Raw genomic sequence first — 22,861 nt, forward strand, 5'->3', positions numbered from 1 at the left:
GCCAAAGACATCAGGAGACGACCATGACCTACGCCGCCCGCATCGCCGAACTGGGCCTCGACCTGCCCGAGCCCGCCAAGGCCGTCGCCAACTATGTGCCGTGGGTGCGCACCGGCAATCTGGTCCACATCTCGGGCCAGCTGTCGAATGATGCCTCGGGCGGCATCAAGGGCACGGTCGGCGTCGACGTTTCGCCCGAAGAGGCTGCCCGCGCCGCCCGCATGTGCGGCGTCAACCTGCTGGCCCAGATCAAGGACGCCCTCGGCGGCGACCTCGAGCGCGTCGTCCGCGTGGTCAAACTGGGCGGCTTCGTCCAGGCCGGGCCCGACTTCATCGCCATTCCCGCCGTCATCAACGGCTGTTCGGACCTGATGGTCGAGGTGTTCGGCGACGCCGGTCGCCACGCACGCTCGGCCGTTGGCGTCTATCGCCTGCCGCTGGGCTTCGCCGTCGAGGTGGACGCCATCGTCGAGGTGAAGTGACGGACGACGGCTTTACCCTCCGCGTCCACGGCGCGGTCGCTGATGTCGGCCGGGACGCGTGGGAGGCGCTGGCCGCCCCCACGGGCGATCCCTTCATCGGCTATGACTTCCTCGACGCCTGCGAAGCTTCGGGCAGCGCCTCGCCCGATCAGGGCTGGGCCGGGCGGCATCTGGCGCTCGAGGACGACAGCGGCCGCATCCTCGGCCTGATGCCCCTCTGGCTGAAGGGGCACAGCAGCGGCGAATATGTCTTTGACCACGCATGGGCCGAGGCGTGGGAGCGCGCGGGCGGGCGCTACTACCCCAAGCTGCTGGGCGCCGTGCCCTTCACCCCCGTCACCGGGCCGCGCTTCCTGATCCATCCCGAGGCCGATGCCGGCACCGTCCGTCAGGCCCTGATCCAGGGCGCCGAGACCCTATGTGCGCGCCTCGACCTGTCGTCGATCCACGTTACCTTCCCGACCGAAGTCGAGGGGGCCGAAATGGCCGCCGCCGGCTGGCTGCCCCGCCTCGACCTGCAGTACGTCTTCACCGATCAGGGCTATGGTGATTTCGAGGGCTTCCTCGCCGCCCTGTCCTCCAATCGCCGCAAGACCATCCGGCGCGAGCGGCGCGAGGCGCAGGCCGGGCTCGACATCCGAATCCTGACCGGCCCCGACCTGACCGAGAGCGTCTGGGACGCCTTCTTCGCCTTCTACCTCGACACCGGCAGTCGCAAATGGGGCCGCCCCTATCTGACCCGCGCCTTCTTTGCCCGCATCGGCCAGACCATGGCCGACCGCATCGCCCTGGTGATGGCGTACCGGGACGAGACCCCCATCGCCGGCGCCCTCAACCTGATCGGCCGCGACGCCCTGTACGGCCGCCAGTGGGGCACGCTGGAAGACATCCCCTTCCTGCATTTCGAGCTCTGCTATTATCAGGCCATCGAGTTCGCCCTGTCCCGCGGGCTGTCCCGCGTCGAGGCCGGAGCGCAGGGTCATCACAAGCTGGCGCGCGGCTATCTGCCCACCCCGGTCCGCTCGGCCCACCACATCCCCGACCCCGGCTTTCGCGACGCCATCGCCCGCTATCTGGACCACGAGCGCCCCGCCATCCTGGCCGAGATCAAGGCCCAGACCGAGGCCGAGTCCCCCTTCCGCAAGACCTGACCTCGCCCGGGCTGGCTAGTTCAGCATCCCTCCCCCTCAGGGGGAGGAATACTTGCCACCTCCGCCCACCCTCCTTAAGGCTCGGCGCTTCAAGGAGGCCCTCATGCAAGACATTCTCGACCAGCTGGAACAACGCCGCGCCGGGGCCAAGCTCGGCGGGGGCGAAGCCCGCATCGCCGCCCAGCACAAAAAGGGCAAGCTGACCGCGCGCGAACGCATCGAGGTTCTGCTGGACGAGGGCTCTTTCGAGGAAACCGACATGTTCGTCGAGCACCGCTCGCACGACTTCGGCATGCAGGATCAGCGCATCCCCGGCGACGGCGTGGTCACCGGCCGCGGCACCATCGGCGGCCGTCTGGTCTATGTCTTCTCCAAGGATTTCACTGTCTTCGGCGGCAGCCTGTCCGGCGCCCATGCGGCCAAGATCGTCAAGCTGCAGACCATGGCCCTGACCAATGGCGCCCCCATCATCGGCATCTTTGACGCCGGCGGTGCCCGCATCCAGGAAGGCGTCGAGAGCCTCGCCGGCTATGCCGACATCTTCCTCCAGAACACCCTGGCCTCGGGCGTCATCCCCCAGATCAGCGTCATCATGGGCCCCTGCGCCGGCGGCGACGTCTACAGCCCCGCCATCACCGACTTCATCTTCATGGTGAAGGACACCTCCTACATGTACGTCACCGGCCCCGACGTGGTGAAGACCGTCACCAACGAGGTCGTGACCCACGAGGATCTGGGCGGCGCCCGCGTCCATGCGGGCAAGTCGGGCGTCGCCGACGGCGCCTTCGAGAACGATCTGGAGGCGCTGGCCGAGGTTCGCCGCCTGATCGGCTTCCTGCCCCTGTCGAACCGCGAAAAGCCCCCGGTCCGCGACAGCTACGACGACCCCGACCGCGACGAGGCCAGCCTCGACACCCTGGTCCCGGCCAATCCGAACCAGCCCTATGACATCAAGGAGCTGATCCTGAAGACGGTCGACGAGGCCGAATTCTTCGAGATCGCCCCGGACTACGCCAAGAACATCGTCACCGGCTTCGGCCGCCTGGACGGCCAGACCATCGGCATCGTCGCCAACCAGCCCCAGGTGCTGGCCGGGGTTCTGGACATCGACTCCAGCCGCAAGGCCGCCCGCTTCGTCCGCTTCTGCGACGCCTTCGACATCCCCATCGTGACCTTCGTCGACGTGCCCGGCTTCATGCCCGGCACCCGTCAGGAATATGGCGGCCTGATCAAGCACGGCGCCAAGCTGTTGTTCGCCTATGCCGAGGCCACCGTGCCCAAACTGACCGTCATCACCCGCAAGGCCTACGGCGGCGCCTATGACGTGATGAGCTCCAAACACCTGCGCGGCGACGTCAACTACGCCTGGCCCAGCGCCGAGATCGCCGTCATGGGGGCGAAAGGGGCTGTCGAGATCATCTTCCGCAAGGAAGCCGGCGACCCCGAAGCGCTGGCGGCGCGGGAAGCCGAGTACAAGGAGCGCTTCGCCAACCCGTTCGTCGCGGCGTCACGCGGCTACATCGACGACGTCATCATGCCGCACGGGACGCGGAGACGCCTGATCCGCGCCCTACGCACGTTGAAGAACAAGCAGCAAAGCAATCCTTGGAAGAAGCACGATAATATTCCACTTTAGGAGAGCGGCATGTACGAGCGCTTGTGGGTGTGCATTGCGCTGATGATGGTTTCAGGGTGCATCGCACTGGAGCCGCCGGTCGACCTCCCGCCTCTGTCGGCTGACATAGACGAAGTCCACGTGGTTGCGCGCGTTCACTGCACCGAACCGCGGCTTGGGTCGGGAAACCTCTGCCACGTGATTTCTGATCCCGACCGCATCGCAGCGATCAGGGCATTCATCGATGCCCGGCCCGATGGCTGGAGCACACCTTTTGGCGGGGCACCGATACACCCGGTTCGTATAGAGATGTACCGCGAAGGGAAGCTCATTGAGAGCGTGGGCTTCAGCCAAGCATCCGTTGAGCGCGGCATGTTCCTCAGCCGCCGGGTTGATGACGCCGAGGTGGACCAACTGCTCAGTCTGATCGGCCTAGACCGATCGCATCTCCGCTTTGCACGTGATGCGCTTAAACGAAGCGATGGGGATACGTCGATCCTAATGGCCTCGGTCGACCATGTCTGGTGGGCCAGCATTGAAGGGCGCCAGGGCCGTTTGAGCTATTTCATTCCCGAAACCGATGACGTCATCGCTGACCTTAGCTGCGTTCGAAGAAGCGGGCTCATTTCGGCTTCGGTTTTTTTAAGCGATCGCGAATCCGACGTGATCGAAGCTCAGGCAGGCGAAGCTGTGTCGCTGTGGGCAGTCCAGACGGAGTCGAACGAGCCCATCAGCGACGCGGTTGTCCTTACTGCGACGCACGTTCCAATGTCTGACCCGGTCATGACGGCATTCCGCAGAACCCAGTCCATCGCCTTCCAGCGACAGCAGGCCCTTTCCCCTCGACTGCCAGCCGAAGAGCGAGAGATCGAACGCTTCTTCGTATTCTGCCAGCCCTGACCCACCTCCTCTTCCTCTGTTCCCGCAACCGCCTGCGCTCCCCCACGGCAGAGCGGGTGTTTGCGGACTGGCCGGGCATTGAGACCGCCTCCGCCGGCCTTGCCCCCGAAGCGGACGAGCCCCTGACGCGCTATTGTCATCCCCGAATTCGCGAAGCGAATATCGGGGACGCAGCGCTGCCCCCCCGTCCCGCCCGGACAGCCGACAGGCTGAGCCGGGCGAAGGGTCGTGTCCGCCCCTCCCTCGCCCCGGATCGTCGCTAGCGTCGTCCGGGGCTGGCCCGTGCATGGTCCGCCCCGTCCCCGATAACGCCTTCGGCGTTTCGGGGATGACAACAGTGCCCCCATCACGAGCAGAGGGATGGGGGAACGCCAAACGAGTTCTTGCTTTGTTCTACCACTCGCGCATAATCCCGCATCGGAGGCAGGGGCGATGCGCGAGCACAGCTACTGGGTCTATATTGTCGCCAGCGGGCGGTGTGGCTGGCTCTATGTCGGCATGACCAACGACCTGATCCGTCGCATCGGCGAGCACCGGCACGGCCAGGTCGATGGCTATAGCCGCGACCATGGCACCGATCGTCTGGTCTGGTACGAACCCCACCGCTACGTCGATCAAGCCATCCTCCGCGAGAAGCGCATCAAGCGGTGGCGCCGCCCGTGGAAGTTCGCCCTGATCGAGGCCGCCAATCCCGACTGGGCCGACCTCTACCCCGCGCTTGCCCTCGGCCCCGGCGTCGCTGCGGGATCGCGATAGTGCCGACCCTCATCCGGCGCTCACGCGCCCCCTTCTCAGGAGGCTCCTTCTCCCGCAAGGGGAGAAGGAGTGCTGAGCTGGCGCCCTCAGCTATGATAGCTGCCCGCCAATTCCCCTACCCTTTCAACGCCCCCACCGTTTCTCGCACCGTTCTTCCCGACGCGGTCCAGCGGTGTGCAACCCTTCACCCGTCTCCGTCGCAGGAGAGGCGCCTCGGGACCCAGGCACTGATGCGGCGGCGGGGACCGGTCGAGCGGGATTGCCCGGGGCGAAACCCCGGGGTCCGGGGCGTTTCTGGACGCCTCGCCCGTCGCGGGCCGAGAGACTGGGACCTGCTGTCGAACCGGGACAGGCGAAGTCGGGCGCACAAGCATCCGGGCGCCCCGACCCCCGGCTGAAGAGACAGTCCCCCCAGGCGCTCGCGTGAACCGACCGGGGCGGCGCCAGGCCAGGTGCCGAAAATTACACAGCGCCCGTAACGCGAAAGCAGGGCGCATACGGTTCCGGGCCCCCGGCCCATGCGCCGCCCACCTCTCCATCACCTCTGCCCCAAGGGCGAGAGGGAAAAAGTCATGCCCCCATCACCTCCCCGTCCGTGACGGGGAGGGGGACCACGAAGTGGTGGAGGGGGCGGCACCGCGGTCAGAAATCAGGAACGCGCACAATCTTCAGCCGTCGCGTCGCCCCCTCCGTCACGGCGCTCACGCGCCGCGCCACCTCCCCGCAAGCGGAGAGGTGATGGGCGGCACCGGTCTTTGACAATCCGGCGCGCGTAAGACCTACGCCCGGGCCGCCCCGGTGCGCCCCTCAACCCCCAGCGCCGACAGCGCGGTGGCGGCGATCTGGTCGGCGTTCAGGCCGGCGGCGGCGTATTGCACCTCGGGCTTGTCGTGGTCCTGGAAGACGTCGGGCAGGTGCAGGGTGCGGATCTTGAGCCCGCCGTCCAGCGCGCCCTTCTCGGCCAGCATCTGCAGCACAAAGCCACCGAAGCCGCCCATGGCGCCCTCCTCGACCGTGATCAGCACCTCATGCTCGCGGGCCAGACGCAGGATCATCTCCTGATCCAGCGGCTTGGCAAAGCGGGCATCGGCGACCGTGGTCGACACGCCGCGTGCGGCCAGCGTTTCGGCGGCCTTCAGCGATTCCTGCAGGCGCGTGCCGAGGCTCAGGATGGCGACCGTCGTCCCCTCGCGCACGATCCGGCCCTTGCCGATCTCCAGCGGCGCGGCCAGTTCGGGGATCTCGACACCCACGCCATCACCGCGCGGATAGCGGAAGGCGCTCGGCCGGTCATCGATCTCGAGGCTGGTGGCGATCATGGCCGCCAGTTCCGCCTCATCGGCTGCGGCCATCAGCACCATGCCTGGCAGCGCGCCCATATAGCCGATGTCGAACGAACCGGCGTGGGTCGAGCCGTCGGCGCCCACCAGTCCCGCCCGGTCCATGGCAAAGCGCACCGGCAGCGACTGGATGGCCACATCGTGGACCACCTGGTCATAGCCGCGCTGCAGGAAGGTCGAATAGATGGCGCAGACCGGCTTCATCCCGTCCGCCGCCAGTCCGGCGCAGAAGGTCACGGCGTGCTGCTCGGCAATGCCGACGTCGAACGTCCGCTCGGGGAAGGCCTGACCGAACAGGTCCAGCCCGGTGCCCGACGGCATGGCCGCCGTCACCGCCACGATCGAGGGATCGCGTTCGGCCCGCTTGATCAGCTCGGTGCCGAACACCTTGGTATAGCTGGGCGCATTCGAGACCGGCTTGGACTGCTTGCCCGAGATGACGTCGAACTTGGCCACGCCGTGATACTTGTCGGCGCTGCTCTCGGCCGGGGCATAGCCCTTGCCCTTTTGCGTCACCACATGGACCAGCACCGGCCGGTCGGTAATGGCCGCCGCATTTTTCAGCACCGGCAGCAGCGCCTCCATGTCGTGCCCGTCGATCGGCCCGACGTAATAGAAGCCCAACTCCTCGAAAAAGGTCCCGCCCGTAACCATGCCCCGGGTGTATTCCTCGGCCTTGCGCGCCGCGTCACGGAACGGGCGCGGCAGGTGTTCGGCCATCTTCTTTCCGAAGCGCCGCATGTTCTGATAGGCGCCGCCGGACACCAGCTTGGCCAGATAGGCGCTCATCCCGCCCACGGGCGGCGCGATCGACATGTCGTTGTCGTTCAGGATGACCGTCAGCTGGCCGGTCGTCTCGGCCGCGTTGTTCATCGCCTCATAGGCCATGCCCGCCGACATCGAGCCGTCGCCGATCACGGCCACGACCTTGTTGGTCTCGCCCTTCCGGTCGCGCGCGGCCGCAAAGCCGAGCGCCGCCGAGATCGAGGTCGAGGCATGAGCCGCGCCGAACGGATCGTAGTCGCTCTCCGAGCGCTTGGTGAAGCCCGACAGGCCCCCACCCTGACGCAAGGTGCGGATGCGGTCGCGCCGTCCGGTCAGGATCTTGTGCGGATAGCACTGATGCCCGACGTCCCAGATCAGGATGTCCCGGGGCGTCTCGAACACATGGTGAAGCGCCACGGTCAGCTCGACCACGCCCAGGGCCGAGCCCAGGTGCCCGCCGGTCACCGACACGGCATCGATCACCTCGGCCCGCAGCTCATCGGCCAGCTGCTTCAGCTGGGGCGTCGTCAGCCCCCGCGAGTCGGCGGGAACCTTAACAGTGTCGAGCAGGGGGGTATCAGGCATGGAACGGGCTCAGTATCGGACGCGAAGATCGTCCTCGATCTTCTCTACATGATTGAGGGGGGCGCGGAACACCAGTGAGGGATTCATGAGCAATGGCTGATTGCCGCAGGAAATGGCGCTCAGGACCGCCGCTGCAGCACCACATCGACGCAGGCCTTCAGCAGTTCGGCGTCCTCGCCGAACACATCCAGATGCCCGCGCGCCTGATCGCGCAAGTGGCTGACCCGCTCACGGGCGGCCTCCAGCCCCAGCAGGGTGACGAAGTTCGTCTTGCCCAGCCGGGCATCCTTGCCGCCCGCCGCCTTGCCCAGCAGGGCCTCGTCGCCCTCGGCATCCAGCACGTCATCAACGATCTGGTATGCGAGGCCCAGATCGTGGGCGAAGGCGATCAGGGCTGCGCGCCGCTCGTCGCGGATGTCGCCGATGATCAGCGGGATCTCGAAGGCATGGGTGATCAGCGCCCCGGTCTTCAGCCGCTGCATCCGCGCCACCCCGCCCAGGTCGTCGCGCACTCCCATCAGGTCGATCATCTGACCGCCGGCCATGCCCCGGGCCCCCGAGGCATAGGACAGACGTCGGGCCAGCTCGCACCGGATCGCCGGGTCGTCGTGGGTATCGGGGTCCAGCAGGATGTCGAACGCCGCCGTCTGCAGCGCATCCCCCGCCAGAACCGCCGTCGCCTCGTCATAGGCGCGGTGCAGGGTCGGCCGGCCCCGGCGCATGTCGTCGTCATCCATGCAGGGCAGGTCGTCGTGGATCAGCGAATAGGCGTGCACGCACTCCAACGCACAGGCCGCCCGCAGCACCGGCCCCTCGTCCAGATCGAACAGGCGCGAGGCCTCGATGGCAAAGAAGGGCCGCAACCGCTTGCCCGGCCCCAGCGCCGCATAGCGCATGGCCTCGGTCAGGCGGGATTCGGGCCCGTCTGCCCGGGGCAGAAGTTCGTCCAGCGCAACGGTGATCAGGTCGGCAACCTCGGCGATCCGGTCGATCACCGCCTGTTCCGGAGAATTGGCGGCCAGCGGGATCAAAACAGCCGCCCGCCGACCGGAACCTCGCGGTCCACCCCGACCAGCACGACCTCACCGTCGGCGTCGGGAAAGCCGAGGGTCAGCACCTCGGACATCACCGGCCCGATCTGGCGCGGCGGGAAATTGACGACGGCGGCGACCTTGCGTCCCACCAACTGGTCGAGGGTGTAATGCCGGGTGATCTGGGCCGAGGACTTCCTGACCCCGATGTCGGGGCCGAAGTCGATGGTCAGCTTGAAGGCGGGCTTGCGCGCCTCGGGGAAGGGCTCGGCGGTGACGATCCGGCCCACGCGAACGTCAACCTTCAGGAAGTCATCAAAGGTGATCTGCTCGGCGGCGGGCCCGGCCATCACTCGAAACCGGCGGGCTCGGCCCGGGCGGCCTTGCCGTCGGGCCCGACGACGATCTGTTCGACGCGCAGCTGGGCGGCCTTCAGCCGCTCCTCGCACAGGGCCTTCAGCCGCGCCCCCTCCTCGTAAAGGGTGATCGACTCTTCCAGCGGGGCCTGGCCGGACTCCAGCCGCGAAACGATACTCTCAAGCCGCGAGAGCGCCTCCTCGAAGGACAGGTCCGGATCGGTTTTGGGAACGTCGGCGGTCATGGCTGCGGTTCTGACAGGCCCGGTCAGGACAGGCAAGACAGGGGGCGGCTCAGCGCTTCACAAAGCGCCGCTGCGACCAGTATTTGAAGCCCTGATTGTGCGCCAGCCGCCAGCCATGCGCCTTCAGGCAGCGACCGACCATGTGGTTGAAATAGCCGTGGGCCAGGACCAGCACATCGCCCCCCATGGCCGCTTTCTCGATCAGCAGGCGTGCAGCGCGATCGGCCCGGGCCTCGGCCTCGCGGCGGGTCTCCTGCCCTTGATGGTGATCGAATGCATGCCACCAGAAGCGCGACACCACCCCCCACCAGCGAGGCGACAGCTTGAACCACTCCGGAAAGGGCGGCGGCGGCAGGGGCGCTTCGATGAACAGGGCATCGCTGAGGACCTCACGATCCCCCGAAATGGCGGCGGCCGTCTCGATGGCCCGCTGGCGGGTCGACGACAGGATCAGGGCAGCGCCCTCTGCCGTCAGCAGAAGTTCGGCCGGCGGCGTCTGGCCTTCCAGCAGTCCGCCCAGCTCATACTTGCCCCACCAGTCGCGGTACTGGCGAGCGGTGATAAGGCATTTGCGCGACAGGGCCGGCTCGCCGTGGCGGGCCAGCACGATGTCGCCGCTGGTGCCCGGCAGGGGCGCGGCCGATTCGGCATCCTTGCGCGTGCTGTCCGCGGCCAGATCGTTGAGACGGTCGGGGTCAAGCATGGCATCGGGGCGGCTGGCGACAGCAAGACTGTCGGTCGACGTGTCCCTCATTCCTCCCCCAATGCCTGAACATGGGCCACAGCAGATCGCCCCAGACCTTCGAGGTCGTAGCCCCCCTCCAGCGAACTGACAACCTTGCCCGAACAGACCCGCCTCGCTACCTCGACCACCGCACGCGTGGCCCAGGCGAAATCCTCGGCCTCAAGGCTCTGGTGGGCCAATGGGTCACGGCGGTGCGCATCAAACCCTGCCGAGATCAGGATCAGGTCGGGCGAGAAGGCTTCCAGCGCCGGCATCAGTCTGTCGGCAAAGGTCCGCCGCCAGGAATCGCGGGCAGCATGCGGCTCGACCGCCGCGTTGACGATATTGCCCACGCCCGTCTCGGACGGCGCGCCCGTGCCGGGATAGAGGGGCATCTGATGGATCGAGCCAAGGAACAGGCTGGGATCAGCCTCGAAGGCCGCTTGGGTGCCATTGCCATGGTGGACATCGAAATCGACCACCGCGACGCGTTTCGCGCCCTCGGCCTGCGCCACCCGGGCGGCAACGGCGACGTTCGAGAACAGGCAGAACCCCATCGACTGGTTGGGCTCGGCATGGTGACCGGGCGGCCGGATCGCGCAAAAGGCCCGGTCCATTTCCCCGGCCATGACCGCGCGAACAGCATCGACCACCGCTCCGGCCGCCAGACGTGCAGCGCGCACACTGCCCGGCGACAGATGGGTATCGGCGTCCAGCGACACCCGGCCGGCCGCCGGCGAGGCCTTCAGGATATTGGCGACATAGGCCGCCGGGTGCAGTCGCTCCAGGTCCGCAACCGACGCCTCGGTCGCCGCACGCCGGTTGCCATCCAGCCCGGCATCAGCCAGCGCCGCCAGCACCGCAGCCAGCCGCTCGGGCCGCTCGGGGTGGCCAACGCCGGGCTGGTGTCCGGTCATGTCGGGGTGGGTAAAGATCGGCAGGGTCATTGCCGCCAGACTAGGCCCCGAATCCCTGCTTGTCGCCTGCCTCGCCAGAGCGTGATAAGCGCGCCGCATGAGCGATATCCTGATCCGCCCGGCCCGCCTGACCGATGCCCCTGCCCTGTCCGAGGCCGGCAGCCGGACCTTCGTCGAAACCTTCATGGACGGCTTCGGCATACCCTATCCGAAAGACGACCTCGCAGTGTTCATGGACGCGATCTTCAGCGTCGAGGCCACCCGGGTCCGGCTTGCAGATTCGACCATGGGCTGGTGGGTGGCCGAGCGCGACGGTCAGTTGCTGGGCTTTGCCAATACCGGCCCGAACGCCCTGCCCCACCCCGACGCCCGCCCGGGCGAGGCCGAGCTGAAGCGGCTCTACATCCTCAAGGAAGCCCAGGGCCTCGGCCTCGGCACCCGCCTGCTCAAGGTGGCCATGGACTGGATGACCGAACACGGCACCGGCGCCCAGTGGATCGGCGTCTGGAGCGGCAATCTGAAGGCGCAAAAACTGTATGCCGCCTACGGCTTCGAAAAGGCCGGCGAGTACCAGTTCCCCGTCGGCCGCTGGATGGACGACGAATTCATCCTGCGGAAACCCGCCTGATACCGGCATGGACGCCAGCGCGGGGGCGTGGTCATCTGGTCGCCTGTTCCAACTAGGGTTCCACCATGTTCCGTCATCTGTCTGCGGCTGCGATCGGCCTTTGCCTGCTGGCCTTGCCCGTCCATGCGCAGGCCCAGGCGGCCAGCGAGGCCGAGGCTCGCGCTCACGCCGACAAGATCATCACCAATTCTGGAGGCGCCGCTTTTTTCACGAACATCACCGATAGCGACATGCCCACCGTGCTGCATGGCCCCAGTGGCATGGTGTGCGAATTCCCCGGGGCGGATGAGCGCGACAACATCAGACTGTTTCAGGCATCCGGCATGGACGTCGGTTGCAGTTCCTGGATCGGCCGCACGTTCGTCACCATCTTCGCCACGCGATATGACGAGGTCTATTCTGCAGAAGAGGTCATGGGCGCTGCAATCCGGGCCATACAGCGCAGTGCGCCTCGGGCCGAACCGATCGACAGCACCTTTGAGGTTCGAACGCTCCCGGGCCAGAAGACGCCGTTGGTGACCGTGTTCGAGCTTGAGATCGATGGCCGACCGGTCCGCAGCCTGATCCTGGTGCAACACATCGGTGAATGGAGCTTCAAGGTCCGCGCGACCGGACCCTCTGGCGATGACTCGGTGGTCGAACTGTCCAGCATGGCGTTCGCCATTGCCCTGCAAGGGGCGGGCGCCGGGGGCGCAAGGGACTGATGCTCCTCCCCTTCTTCACTGCCCTGCGGGACGCCCGCGTCCCGGTCTCGCTCAAGGAATGGCTGTTCCTCATGGAGGCCATGGACAAGCGCGTTCTGACGGCCGGCACGCGGGTCGAGGACTTCTACCACCTGTCGCGGGCCGTCCTGATCAAGGACGAGAAACACTACGACCGGTTCGATCAGGTGTTCGGCAAGGTGTTCAAGGGGCTGGAGACCGTCGGCGCGGGCGAGGAGCCGGATATCGGTGGCGTGCCCGAGGACTGGCTGAAGCTGCTGAACGAAAAATACCTGACCGACGAGCAGAAGGCCGAGATCGAGGCCCTCGGCGGCTTCGAAAAGCTGATGGAGACGCTGAAGCAGCGGCTGGAGGAACAGCACGACCGGCATCAGGGCGGATCGAAATGGATCGGCACCGGCGGCACCAGCCCCTTCGGCAACGGCGGCTATAACCCCGAGGGCGTCCGCATCGGCGGCAAGTCGCAGCACGGACGGGCGGTCAAGGTCTGGGAGAAGCGCAAGTATCGGAATCTGGACGACTCGGTCGAACTGGGCACCCGCAACATCAAGGTGGCTCTGCGCCGCCTGCGCCGGTTCGCCCGGCAGGGCACGCCCGACGAGCTGGACATGGACGCCACCATTGACGGCACGGCGAGGCAGGGCTGGCTGGACATCCAGATGCGACCCGAGCGACGCAATACCATCAAGGTCCTGCTGTTCCTCGACATCGGCGGTTCGATGGATGGCCACGTCAAGCTGTGCGAGGAGCTGTTCTCGGCCGCAAAATCCGAGTTCCGCCACCTCGAATTCTTCTACTTCCACAACTGCCTCTACGAAGGCGTCTGGAAGGACAACCGCCGCCGGCACGAGGCCCGGACGCCGACGTGGGAAGTCCTGAACCGCTACCCCGGCGACTGGCGCGCCGTGGTGGTCGGCGACGCCACCATGAGCCCCTATGAGGTCACCATGCCCGGCGGATCGGTCGAGCACTGGAACGAGGAGGCCGGCGCCGTCTGGCTGAAACGCCTGCGTCAGCAGTGGTCAAATTCGGCGTGGCTGAACCCGGTGCCCGAACGTTATTGGTCCTACACGCCCTCGGTCGGCCTGATCCGCGAGGTCATGGAGGACCAGATGTTCCCCTTGACTCTGGACGGGCTGGAGCGCGCCATGCGCTCCTTGGCGCGATAGGCCGACGACCACCCACAGGAGGCGTCCATGCTTGGTGCAATCATCCTTGGCCTGCTGATGCAGGATCCGGCTCTGCCCCAATGGGCCCGCGACGACCCGTTCGCCTGGGAGCGCGCCCGCTGCCACCCCCAGATCCGTGGCGACACGCCGCTGGAGTCCTGCCAGTTCAGCGTCCGGCAACAGCTGGTGGCCGAGCTGGGCGACAGTCTGCCCGAGGCGCTGCGCCCCACGACTGCGCTCGAAGCCTGCGCCCGTGCGCAGGCTGATGCCAACTTCGCCGTCCAGTGCGATCAGCCCCGCGAGGTTCGAGGTCCTTCGACGCCCCAACTGCGCGAACAGGCCCGGTGCAGCACCCGCCCGCGTGCGCGTCCCGATGGCGGCGTGGTCTGGGAAGAGGTCTGCGACCCCTCCGGCACCCGCGATGACGACAGCGGCCTGCGGCTCAACCTGTCCGGCCGCGACTGAAAAAGGCCACCGTCCTGCGACGGTGGCCTCTTCAATCCGGCAGATTGATCCGGACTAGTTCTTCACGTCTTCCTTGACGTCGCCAAAGGTCTTCTGGACCTTGCCTTCGACCTGATCGGCCTTGCCTTCGGCCTGCAGTTTGTGGTTGCCGGTCGCGTCGCCTGCAGCGTCCTTGACGTTGCCCACGGCTTCCTTGGCACGGCCTTCAACTTGATCCTTGTTCATTGTCGTCTCCTGGGAGGAAGGCGAACCCGTCGTTCGCCCTATGACAATTCAACAGGTTCAGGCGCAGGTCGTTCCCCGGATCACGCGGATGTGCGAGACCTCAGCCAGACCGCCACCGCCCAGGCATGGGCCTCGTGACGCAGACTGGCCAGGGCCTCCACCAGGTCCAGCCAGACCAGTTCGTGGTCGTCCTCGATCTTGCCGGACGGCGTGGGGTCCAGCAAACGCAGCGTCCAGAAACCGCCCGTGTTGTTGACCGTGCGCCCGTCGCTCTTGTCCACGAACTGGGCGGCTTCGGTCAGGCACACGTCCGCCGCCACCCGAAGGCCGGTTTCCTCGCGGAACTCCCGCACAACCGCTTCGGGCTCGGACTCATCGCCATCGCGCGCGCCACCGGGCAGGTCGAGATAGCTGCCCTCGCCCCGGTCAATCCGCACACAGGCCAGCCGCCCCTCGTGCACCAGAATGCCGAAAGCCGTGGGGCGCGGCGCATAGGTATGGTGGGGTCTGGGAATTCCGAACTGCAGCATGGTCCGGCCTAGAGGTCGAAAGCCAACTGGGCGCGCACGCCCTTGTGCGCGTCATCGAAGCTGACCCGGGAGCGTAACCCCCCCGCCATGGCCGCCACGATCTTGGAGCCGAGCCCCGTGCCTTTCGGTCCCGCGGACTGATCCCCCAGCCCCGGCCCGTCGTCCTCAACCGTCAGCAGGGCGCGCCCGTCTCCATCTGCCTTGAGGTGGATGCGGATTTCGCCACCCTGACCGGGTTCGTAGGCATATTTGACGGCGTTGGTGACCAGTTCGGTCACGATCACGCCAAGCGAGACCGCCTGATCCGTGCCGACGTTCATGGGGTCGGCATCCAGCGTCAGATTGGGCGCATTGTCCTCGCGTCCCAGCGACACACTCAGCTCCTCGATCAGGCTTCTCAGATACTCATCCATAGCCACCTGGGCCATATCGCCCGAGGTGTAGAGGCGGCGGTGCACGTGGGCGACCGCCTCGATGCGCGCCTGCGCCTCGCGCAGCGCATCCCGGGCCGCACCGTCCGCCAGCTGGCGCATCTGCAGCGAGATGAAGCTGGACACCAGCTGCAGCGAGTTGCCGACCCGGTGGTTGACCTCACGCAGCATGGCCTCGGCCCGGTCACGGGCCATGCGGATCTCGTCCTGGGCGGTCTCGTTTTCACGCTGAAGGCGACGCCGGTTGTGGGCGTCCTCGATGGCCGACCGCAGCAGGGAGGTGAAGTCCTCCGACACGTCCTTGATCACATAGTCCGCCGCCCCGGCCCGCAGGGCGGCAACCGCAATGCGGCCCTCCTGAGCGCCGGTGACGTAGACGACGGGGGGCGGATCAGGCAGGGCCAGAATGTCGGGCAGCACATCCAGCCCGTCGCGCTCGGGCATGTAGTGGTCCAGCGCACAGACGTCGAATACCTGACCGCCTTTCAGGCACTCCAGACCGGCCTCGCCGTCGGCCGCGCAGGTGACTGCAAAGCCCTGACGGCCAAGCTCCTTTTCGACCAGCCGCGACAGGCCGCGGTCGTCGTCAATGTAGAGCAGTCTGAGGGGCGTGGTCAGCGGTTCCAAACAGCGCTCACTCAATCGATTTCGGGGGCCTGAATGACCGAAAGGAAAAGGCCCAGTTGCCGGATGGCTTCGGAGAAGGACTCATACTCCACCGGCTTGGTGATGTAGACATTACAGCCCAGATCATAGCACCGCTGGATTTCCGCCTTGTCATCCGTAGTGGTCAGGATCACCACGGGCGCGCGCCGCAGCCGGGCATCCGACTTGATCTTCTCCAGAATGTCGGTGCCCGACATGTCCGGCAGGTTCAGGTCCAACAGGATCAGCAGCGGGCCATTGGTCAGCACCGCCTCGCTGAACAGATGCTCAAGGGCTGATGTGCCGTCAGCAAAATGCTCGATCGCGTTCGAGATGTTGGCGCGGCGGATGTTCTTCTCGATCAGCCGCGCATGGCCGTGATCGTCTTCAATCATCACGATTTTGACGGGTGTGGTCATGAGGCGGTTCCGTTTTCCGAGACGTACAGGCGTTTGGGAAATTTGAGGATGAATGTCGAGCCTTCGCCCAGTCTCGACTCGACGGCGATATCGCCGCCCATCCGGCGAATGCTGTTCTTGACGAAGGCCAGCCCCAGACCCTCGCCCGGCTGATCCTGTTTGCCGGAGCGACGGAACAGTTCAAATATCCGCTCGTGGTCCCGGTCTGAGATGCCGCGGCCGTTGTCGATGATGCGGTACTCGACCATCCCGTCGGCTAGGTCCTGACCCTCGATCCGGATCCGCCCGGGGCGCTTCGGGTCCAGATATTTGACGGCATTGTCGATCATATTGCTGAACACCTGCTCCAGCGACAGTCGATCACCCGTCAGACCCGGCAACTCGGCCACCTCGACCTCGGCCCCGGCGGCCTCCGTTTGATGGTTCACACTGTCGGCAATCTTGCCAACCATGGCCGTCATATTGATCGGCTCTGAAGACAGCACGCGTCGCCCGTCCCGGGACAGTTTCAGGATGGCATTGATCAACCGGTCCATCTTCTCGGTCGAGGCGCGGATGAAGCCGATCGCCTCGGGCACATCCTCGCGCACGGCGACCAGGGCATCGCGCTCCATCAGATCGGGCGCCTCCGTTTCGACCTTGGCCATCTGGCGGTCGATGACCTTGCCGGCCTGTTCCAGTTCGGAGGTGTAGCCCATGACGTTGACCAGTGGCGCGCGCAGGTCATGGCTGACGATATAGGCGAAGCGTTGAACCTCCTCGTTGGCACGGATCAGGTCGCCGGTGCGGTCCCGCACCTCATTTTCCAGATTGGCATTGATGCGGTCCAGCTCGTAGTGGGCGGCCTGCATTTCACGCAGGTATCGCAGCACGATCCAGGCCACGATGCCCGCCAGCATCAGCACCAGAATTCCGGCCATGGCGTTGACGCCGATCGTCGCGCGCGCGGACCATTCCGACTGTTGCCGACGGGACGCGAACCGCTCGCTCTCGATCGTATCGATCGCGTCGATCTCGAGCCGCATGGCGTCCATCAGTTCCTTGCCCCGCCCGTCGCGGACGATCTGCACGGCATCGCCGGCGCGACCGCTGCGGGCCAGGGTGATGCTTGCATCCATCACACCCAGACGTTCGCGCGCCAGGTTTCTCAGACGATCGACCCGCTCGCGCACCTCGGGGTCGCTGGCGGTCAGGTCATCGAGTTCCTGCATCACCATCGGAAGTTCGCGAACAGCTTCGTCGTGAATGGTCAGGAACTGTTGACGCCCGGTCAGCAGATATCCCCGCTGGCCGGTTTCAGCATCGACCAGCCGGGTCAGCACATCGCGTGCCGCAACCTGTACGCGAACATTGCGATCGATGGTTTCATTGAACTCGGCCGTACGACCGATCATGACAAAGGTGGCCAGATTGACGGCCAGTAGCAGCACAAGTGCCAGAGACAGCAGCCCAAGCAGGGATCGGCCCAGGCTGGCCGTTCGCAGGAAGCGGCTGAATGCCGTCAGATTTTCGCGGATTTCCCAGCTCATCACCGGCCACGTTTAACCGCCGGTCGGCCCAAGTCCAGTCGCGTCTCGGGTGAAACCTTCGACGTTCCCGCGATTTACGGTTAGCATAGGGTTGATACGCAACGCGTAAGGGGGCGACATGGTCTGGTGGTGGTGGATTATTCCGGCAATCGTTGGGTTGGCGGGTGTCATCTTTCTGCTAAGCGGTCTGGGGGCTTTTTTCCGCGGCAAATTCCTGAGCGGCGGTCTGGGGGCCATCGGTGGTGGCGGTCTGGCTGCAGCGGCGGCGATTGCCGCGCTGCTCGGGATGAACGTCCAGACCTATGCCCGCCTCACCTATGAGCGACCGGTGGCCACGATCCAGGTCAAGCAGCTTGGCCCCCAGTATTACGAGACGACCGTCATCCAGCCCGCCGCCAACGGCACTGATGCGCCGACCACAGCGGTCTACCCCCTGCATGGTGACCAATGGCGGATCGAGGCGCAGGTCCTGCGCTGGAAGCCCTGGGCCACGGTTCTGGGCCTCGACACCCAGTACCGCCTCGATCGTCTGTCGGGCCGATACCAGTCGATTCAGCAGGAACGCGAGGGCATCCGCAGCGTCCACGACCTCAGCGGCGGCGACCAGCCCGATGCCCTGCCCTGGCGGATCAATGCGTGGGACATGGCGCGCAAATATCGCCGCTATGTCGATGCGGTCGACACCCTTTACGGTGGCGGCGCCTATATGCCGATGGCCGATGGCGCGGAATATGAGGTCTGGATCACCCAGTCCGGTCTTGTCGCCCGCCCGACCAACGAAGCCGCCCGCCAGGCGTCCTCCGAAGGCTGGACCGAGGTCAACTGATCCCGCGTCAGACCTGCCCCAGCGTACGCAGCCGCGCGCGAGGGTGGATCTCGTTCTGGCTCATCACCACGGTCTGACCGCGGAAGCGTTCGATGATCGAGCGCACATAGGGCCGCACCTGCGGGCCGGTCAGCAGCACCGCCGTCTCGCCCGACATGGCCGCGCGTTCGAAAACGTCCCGCACCGCCCGGATGAAGTCCTGCAGCCGTGACGGCGCCATGGCCAGCTGCTTGTCCTCGCCCTGTCCGACCAGGCTTTCGGCAAAGGCCTGCTCCCACTCGGGTGACAGGGTCACGATCGGCAGGGCCCCGTCGTCGGCCTTGTGCTGCCAGCACAGCTGACGCGCCAGACGGGTCCGCACATGCTCGACCAGGGTGGTCACCGAGCTGGTGTGCGGCGCGGCTTCCGCCAGACCTTCCAGAATGGCGGCCAGATCGCGGATCGAGACCTTTTCCTTGAGCAGGGTCTGCAGCACCCGCTGCAGGGTGGTGACGGTCACCGAGCCGGGGATCAGATCCTCGACCAGCTTCTTCTCCTCGCCCTCCAGACCGTTCAGCAGCTTCTGCACCTCGGCATAGGACAGCAGCTCGGCCATATTCTCCTTGAGGATCTCGGTCAGGTGGGTGGTCAGCACGGTCGAGGGATCCACCACCGTATAGCCGCGGAAGGTCGCCTCCTCGCGCAGGGACTCGTCGATCCAGGTCGCCGGCAGGCCAAAGGCGGGTTCCTTGGTGTGCTCGCCCGGCAGTTCGACCTGACGGCCCGCCGGATCCATGGCCAGCAGTTGCCCCAGACGCACCTCGCCCTTGCCGGCCTCCATCTCCTTGATGCGGATGGCATAGCCCTGGGTGCCGAGGCGCATATTGTCGAGGATGCGCACCGAGGGCATGACGAAGCCGTACTCCTGCGCCAGCGACCGGCGCAGGGCGCGGACCTGATCGGTCAGGCGACGCCCTTCCAGATCATTGATCAGGGCGAGCAGGGAATAGCCCAGCTCGATCTTGACCTCATCGATATTGAGCGCGGTCGAGATCGGCTCCTCAACGTCCTCACGGGGCTTGGATGACTCGGCAGTTTCCACCGGCGCCGGTTTCAGACGTGCCCGGCCCAGCCGCCAGGCCATGAAGCCCGAACCTGCCGCCAGCGCGAAGAACGGCAGCAGAGGCATGCCCGGGATTAGACCGATCAGGGCCGAGGCTGCCGCCACCATGCCGAGGCTGATGGGGTTGGTGGCCAGCTGGCTGACCAGGGCCTTGTCAGCCGACCCCTCGACCCCGGCCTTGGACACCAGAAAGCCTGCGGCGATCGAGATGATGATGGCTGGCACCTGGGTGACCAGACCATCGCCGATGGTCAGTTGGACGTAGGCCGTGGCCGCTTCGCCCATCGGCATGCCGTGCTGCAACGTCCCGATCAGGATCCCACCCAGCACATTGATGAAGACGATGATCAGGCCGGCGACCGCGTCGCCACGCACGAATTTCGAGGCACCGTCCATGGCGCCGAAGAAGGTCGATTCCTGCTCCAGTTCCTTGCGGCGGATCTTGGCCTGATCCTCGGTGATCAGGCCCGACGACAGATCGGCATCGATGGCCATCTGCTTGCCCGGCATGGAGTCGAGGGTGAAGCGGGCCGAGACCTCGGCGATGCGGGTCGAGCCCTTGGTGATGACGACAAAGTTCACCACCAGAATGATGGCAAAGACGATGATACCGATGATGAAGCTGCCGCCCATCATCAGGGCGCCGAACGCCTCGATCACATGGCCGGCGGCGTCCCCGCCCTCGTGACCGCTGGTCAGAACCAGCCGGGTCGAGGCCAGGTTCAGCCCGAGGCGGAACAGGGTCGAGACCAGCAGCACCGTCGGGAAGATGGCGAAGTCCAGTGGCTTCTTCATCATCAGGGCGGTCATCAGTATCAGCACACTGGAGATCAGCGAGATCGCCAGCAGCATATCCATCAGGAAGGCCGGGATCGGCAGGATCAGCAGCAGGATGACGCCGATGACGCCGACCGCCATGCCGACCTCGCCCCGCGCGACCCAACCCAGCATGTCCTTGCCCGAAGGCCGCGCCATGCCGTCCTTCATCATGATGGGGGCGTCGGTCATGTACGCCCCAGAGCAGCAAGAGCCAGGCGGGTGGCCTCAGCGACGACGGCGTCGTTCTGCTCGGCCGAACTCTCGCGCGTGGCATGATAATAGATGGCGAGGACCACCGGCTCGCCAGTCGGCGGGTACAGCACGCCGATGTCATTGGTCGGGCCATAGCCGCCGGTGCCGGTCTTGTGCGCCGTGCGCCAACCTGCAGGAAGGCCCGCCTTGATGCGCCCCTCGCCCGTGGGTGAGGCGAACATCCAGCCCAGCAGCTTGTCCCTGTGCGGGACCATCAGCGGTGTGTCGTCATCGATGAACAGACGCTTGATGTTGGCTATCGATTGCAGCGGGATGATGGTGTCTTTGTCGCCGTCGAGACGGTTCATCTCGGGCTCGAAACGGTCGACGCGAGTGCTGGTGTCGCCGAGACGGCGATAGAAGTCCTGCATGGTCTCCAGCCCGCCATTGGCCTTCAGCAGCAGGTTCGCCGCCGGGTTGTCGCTGACCTCGACCGTACCCTTGCAGAGCTGTTCAACCGTCAGGCTCTGGCCGATGGCCGGTTCAGTGACCGGGGCATGGGAGACCATGTCGGCGCGGGTTATCGGGATCGGCCGCGCAAGATCTTCCTCGCCCGCCTGAACACGCAGGAAGGTCGCGGCGGCCAGGTACATCTTGAAGGTCGAACAGTAGACGAACCGTTCCTCGCCACGAGAAGCGAGGCGGAGGCCTGAGGCCAGGTCGTGCGCCGCGAGGCCGATGCGGCCCCCGTTGGCGGCTTCCAACGCGGACAGATCCAGCGCGCCAGGAGATGCCGCGGGAGTCGACGGTGCAACGAATGGATTATCGCAGGCTGCGAGGGCGAGGGCCCCGAACCCCATCAGAACGCTTCTGCGATCCACGCTCTCGCTCCTCAGCCGACGGCGGCGGAAATGCCCGACTGGGGCGCGGGGATGGGCGTGCCTTCGTCGGCGTATTCGTTCAGCTTGTTGCGCAGGGTGCGGATCGAGATGCCCAGGATGTTGGCCGCATGGGTGCGGTTGCCAAGGCAGTGGCCCAGGGTGTCGAGGATCAGGGTCTTTTCCATCTGGGCCACGGTCTGGCCGACATAGGCGCGGGTGACGGCGTCGGCGGTCTGGGCCGCGCGGCTGGCCGGGCCCGCGTCATATGTTGCCCCCGTCAACGGTTGACCGTCAGGCAGGCGGATGGCGTCGACATCGATCTCGGGCCCCTGGGCCAGCAGCACCGCGCGGTGCATGGCGTTTTCCAGCTCGCGCACATTGCCGTTCCAGCGATGCGCGGTCAGGGCCCGACGCGCGTCGGCCGACACGGGGCGCACCGGCACACCGTTCGCGGCCGCATATTTCCGCACGAAGAAGTCGGCCAGCGCGGGGATGTCACCCGGACGCTCGCGCAGCGACGGCAGGCGCAGATTGACGACGTTCAGCCGGTACAGCAGGTCCTCGCGGAAGCTGCCTTCCGACACCGCACGGGCCAGATCCCGGTTCGAGGTGGCGATGATGCGGATGTCGACCTTGACGGGTGTCGTGCCGCCGACGCGGTCGATGACGCGTTCCTGTAGCGCCCGCAGCAGCTTGGCCTGCAGCCGCACATCCATCTCGCTGATTTCGTCCAGCAGCAGGGTGCCGCCGTCGGCCTCCTCGAACTTGCCGACCCGCCGCGCCACGGCCCCGGTGAAGGCGCCCTTCTCGTGGCCGAACAGTTCCGATTCCAGCAGATTGTCCGGAATGGCCGCGCAGTTGACGCTGATGAACGGCTTGTCCGCCCGACGCGAGTTCTGGTGCAGATAGCGGGCCATGACCTCCTTGCCGACGCCGCTTTCGCCGGTGATCAGGATGGACGCTTCCGAGCGCGCGACCTGGTCGGCCAGACCAATCACCGCCTTCATCGACGGATCCGCCGAGATCAGCGGGCGATCATCATCCGCCACCGCCGACAGTACGGCGGCGATCAGGTCCGCTTCGGGCGGCAGGGGGATGAACTCCTTGGCCCCGGCGCGGATGGTGGCGGCCGCATCATCCGGACCCGCATCGACGCCACAGGCCACGACCGGCACATGGATGCGCTCGGCCTCATTGGCAGCAATCAGGGCGGCGATGTCGATGCGGTAGTCGACCATCAGCAGATCCGCGCCCTGCCCACGTCGCAGCTGCTCGGTGGCCTGATCGCCCCGCTCGACGTGGTGCACCTTGGCGCCGTGGGCCATGGCCATTTTCACGGCCGAGGCCAGCTGCCCGCTCAGTCTGCCAACTACCAGAAGCCGCATGGGTCTTCTCCTCTAAATCTCACTGC

Annotated in this window: 24 protein-coding genes; 10 read left to right on the forward strand and 14 right to left on the reverse strand. The window is 66.1% G+C overall.

The annotated features are described in order from the left end of the window. Positions 1–23: 23 nt before the first annotated feature. The 5 genes from EG854_RS07805 (at position 24) to EG854_RS07830 (ending at position 4,904) form a co-directional block, all read left to right on the forward strand. Positions 24–482 carry a RidA family protein gene (locus EG854_RS07805; RefSeq protein WP_123287557.1) on the forward strand — a complete coding sequence of 153 codons (459 nt, stop codon included), beginning with the start codon at positions 24–26 and terminating at the stop codon, positions 480–482. Further along, positions 479–1,633 (forward strand): GNAT family N-acetyltransferase, encoded by a 1,155-nt coding sequence (locus EG854_RS07810; RefSeq protein WP_123287558.1) that lies wholly within the window; start codon positions 479–481, stop codon positions 1,631–1,633. The genes EG854_RS07805 and EG854_RS07810 overlap by 4 nt, the downstream gene beginning before the upstream one ends. Before the next feature lie 103 nt (positions 1,634–1,736). Further along, the gene (locus EG854_RS07815; protein WP_123287560.1) at positions 1,737–3,269 is read left to right on the forward strand and encodes an acyl-CoA carboxylase subunit beta; all 1,533 of its coding nucleotides are present in this window, start codon (positions 1,737–1,739) and stop codon (positions 3,267–3,269) included. 9 nt (positions 3,270–3,278) lie between these two features. Continuing rightward, complete coding sequence (locus EG854_RS07820; RefSeq protein ID WP_123287561.1) at positions 3,279–4,148, forward strand: hypothetical protein; 870 nt, start codon at positions 3,279–3,281, stop codon at positions 4,146–4,148. 432 nt (positions 4,149–4,580) lie between these two features. Further along, entirely contained in the window at positions 4,581–4,904 is a 324-nt protein-coding gene (locus tag EG854_RS07830) for a GIY-YIG nuclease family protein (RefSeq protein ID WP_123287565.1), read from the forward strand. A 779-nt stretch (positions 4,905–5,683) separates the two neighbouring features. On the opposite strand, the gene dxs is transcribed toward EG854_RS07830, so the two are convergent. The 6 genes from dxs to EG854_RS07860 all read right to left on the reverse strand — a co-directional run bounded on the left by dxs (position 5,684) and on the right by EG854_RS07860 (position 10,897). After that, a complete protein-coding gene (gene dxs, locus EG854_RS07835; protein ID WP_123287566.1) occupies positions 5,684–7,594 on the reverse strand; it encodes a 1-deoxy-D-xylulose-5-phosphate synthase in 1,911 nt (636 codons plus the stop codon). Positions 7,595–7,713: 119 nt separating this feature from the next. Further along, the gene (locus EG854_RS07840; protein ID WP_123287749.1) at positions 7,714–8,589 is read right to left on the reverse strand and encodes a polyprenyl synthetase family protein; all 876 of its coding nucleotides are present in this window, start codon (positions 8,587–8,589) and stop codon (positions 7,714–7,716) included. Between the two features lie 32 nt (positions 8,590–8,621). Further along, a complete protein-coding gene (locus tag EG854_RS07845) occupies positions 8,622–8,975 on the reverse strand; it encodes a tRNA-binding protein (protein WP_123287567.1) in 354 nt (117 codons plus the stop codon). Beyond that, positions 8,975–9,226: an exodeoxyribonuclease VII small subunit gene (locus EG854_RS07850; protein WP_123287568.1), complete on the reverse strand. Its 252-nt coding sequence runs from the start codon at positions 9,224–9,226 to the stop codon at positions 8,975–8,977. Before EG854_RS07850 ends, EG854_RS07845 begins: the two co-directional genes overlap by 1 nt. 49 nt (positions 9,227–9,275) lie before the next feature. Beyond that, positions 9,276–9,980, reverse strand: a complete 705-nt coding sequence (locus tag EG854_RS07855; RefSeq protein WP_241153174.1) for a histidine phosphatase family protein — start codon at positions 9,978–9,980, stop codon at positions 9,276–9,278. After that, positions 9,977–10,897: a histone deacetylase family protein gene (locus tag EG854_RS07860; RefSeq protein ID WP_123287569.1), complete on the reverse strand. Its 921-nt coding sequence runs from the start codon at positions 10,895–10,897 to the stop codon at positions 9,977–9,979. The genes EG854_RS07855 and EG854_RS07860 overlap by 4 nt, the downstream gene beginning before the upstream one ends. A gap of 67 nt (positions 10,898–10,964) precedes the next feature. Here EG854_RS07860 and EG854_RS07865 point away from each other — a divergent pair, with 67 nt between their 5' ends. From EG854_RS07865 to EG854_RS07880, 4 genes are all read left to right on the forward strand, one after another. Continuing rightward, a complete protein-coding gene (locus EG854_RS07865) occupies positions 10,965–11,495 on the forward strand; it encodes a GNAT family N-acetyltransferase (RefSeq protein WP_123287570.1) in 531 nt (176 codons plus the stop codon). 65 nt (positions 11,496–11,560) lie between these two features. Further along, positions 11,561–12,199, forward strand: a complete 639-nt coding sequence (locus tag EG854_RS07870; protein ID WP_123287571.1) for a hypothetical protein — start codon at positions 11,561–11,563, stop codon at positions 12,197–12,199. After that, positions 12,199–13,386, forward strand: a complete 1,188-nt coding sequence (locus tag EG854_RS07875; protein ID WP_123287572.1) for a vWA domain-containing protein — start codon at positions 12,199–12,201, stop codon at positions 13,384–13,386. Before EG854_RS07870 ends, EG854_RS07875 begins: the two co-directional genes overlap by 1 nt. Positions 13,387–13,413: 27 nt before the next feature. Beyond that, positions 13,414–13,851 (forward strand): hypothetical protein, encoded by a 438-nt coding sequence (locus EG854_RS07880; protein WP_123287573.1) that lies wholly within the window; start codon positions 13,414–13,416, stop codon positions 13,849–13,851. Positions 13,852–13,905: 54 nt separating this feature from the next. Here the strand turns inward: EG854_RS07880 and EG854_RS07885 are convergent, their stop codons facing one another. From EG854_RS07885 to EG854_RS07905, 5 genes are all read right to left on the reverse strand, one after another. Beyond that, positions 13,906–14,076 carry a CsbD family protein gene (locus EG854_RS07885; RefSeq protein WP_123287574.1) on the reverse strand — a complete coding sequence of 57 codons (171 nt, stop codon included), beginning with the start codon at positions 14,074–14,076 and terminating at the stop codon, positions 13,906–13,908. 80 nt (positions 14,077–14,156) lie between these two features. Next, positions 14,157–14,606: an NUDIX domain-containing protein gene (locus tag EG854_RS07890; RefSeq protein WP_123287575.1), complete on the reverse strand. Its 450-nt coding sequence runs from the start codon at positions 14,604–14,606 to the stop codon at positions 14,157–14,159. Positions 14,607–14,614: 8 nt separating this feature from the next. Next, the gene (locus tag EG854_RS07895) at positions 14,615–15,664 is read right to left on the reverse strand and encodes a histidine kinase dimerization/phosphoacceptor domain -containing protein (protein WP_123287576.1); all 1,050 of its coding nucleotides are present in this window, start codon (positions 15,662–15,664) and stop codon (positions 14,615–14,617) included. An 11-nt stretch (positions 15,665–15,675) separates the two neighbouring features. Beyond that, positions 15,676–16,101 carry a response regulator gene (locus EG854_RS07900; protein WP_123287577.1) on the reverse strand — a complete coding sequence of 142 codons (426 nt, stop codon included), beginning with the start codon at positions 16,099–16,101 and terminating at the stop codon, positions 15,676–15,678. Continuing rightward, complete coding sequence (locus EG854_RS07905; RefSeq protein WP_123287578.1) at positions 16,098–17,630, reverse strand: sensor histidine kinase; 1,533 nt, start codon at positions 17,628–17,630, stop codon at positions 16,098–16,100. The genes EG854_RS07900 and EG854_RS07905 overlap by 4 nt, the downstream gene beginning before the upstream one ends. A gap of 157 nt (positions 17,631–17,787) precedes the next feature. Here EG854_RS07905 and EG854_RS07910 point away from each other — a divergent pair, with 157 nt between their 5' ends. After that, entirely contained in the window at positions 17,788–18,456 is a 669-nt protein-coding gene (locus EG854_RS07910; protein WP_241153175.1) for a hypothetical protein, read from the forward strand. Between the two features lie 7 nt (positions 18,457–18,463). Here EG854_RS07910 and flhA read toward each other — a convergent pair whose 3' ends face one another. Genes flhA through flbD form a run of 3 tightly spaced genes read right to left on the reverse strand, consistent with a single transcriptional unit; the run spans position 18,464 to position 22,835 of the window. After that, positions 18,464–20,548, reverse strand: coding sequence for a flagellar biosynthesis protein FlhA (gene flhA / locus EG854_RS07915; RefSeq protein WP_241153190.1), 2,085 nt, complete (start codon positions 20,546–20,548; stop codon positions 18,464–18,466). 14 nt (positions 20,549–20,562) lie between these two features. Beyond that, positions 20,563–21,450, reverse strand: coding sequence for a class A beta-lactamase (gene bla / locus EG854_RS07920; RefSeq protein WP_241153176.1), 888 nt, complete (start codon positions 21,448–21,450; stop codon positions 20,563–20,565). Positions 21,451–21,461: 11 nt separating this feature from the next. After that, positions 21,462–22,835, reverse strand: coding sequence for a sigma-54-dependent transcriptional regulator FlbD (gene flbD, locus EG854_RS07925; RefSeq protein ID WP_123287582.1), 1,374 nt, complete (start codon positions 22,833–22,835; stop codon positions 21,462–21,464). Positions 22,836–22,861: the final 26 nt, after the last annotated feature.

Origin of the sequence: Brevundimonas halotolerans (genome assembly GCF_003730275.1) — a bacterium.
In the GTDB taxonomy this organism is placed as follows: Bacteria; Pseudomonadota; Alphaproteobacteria; order Caulobacterales; family Caulobacteraceae; genus Brevundimonas; species Brevundimonas halotolerans.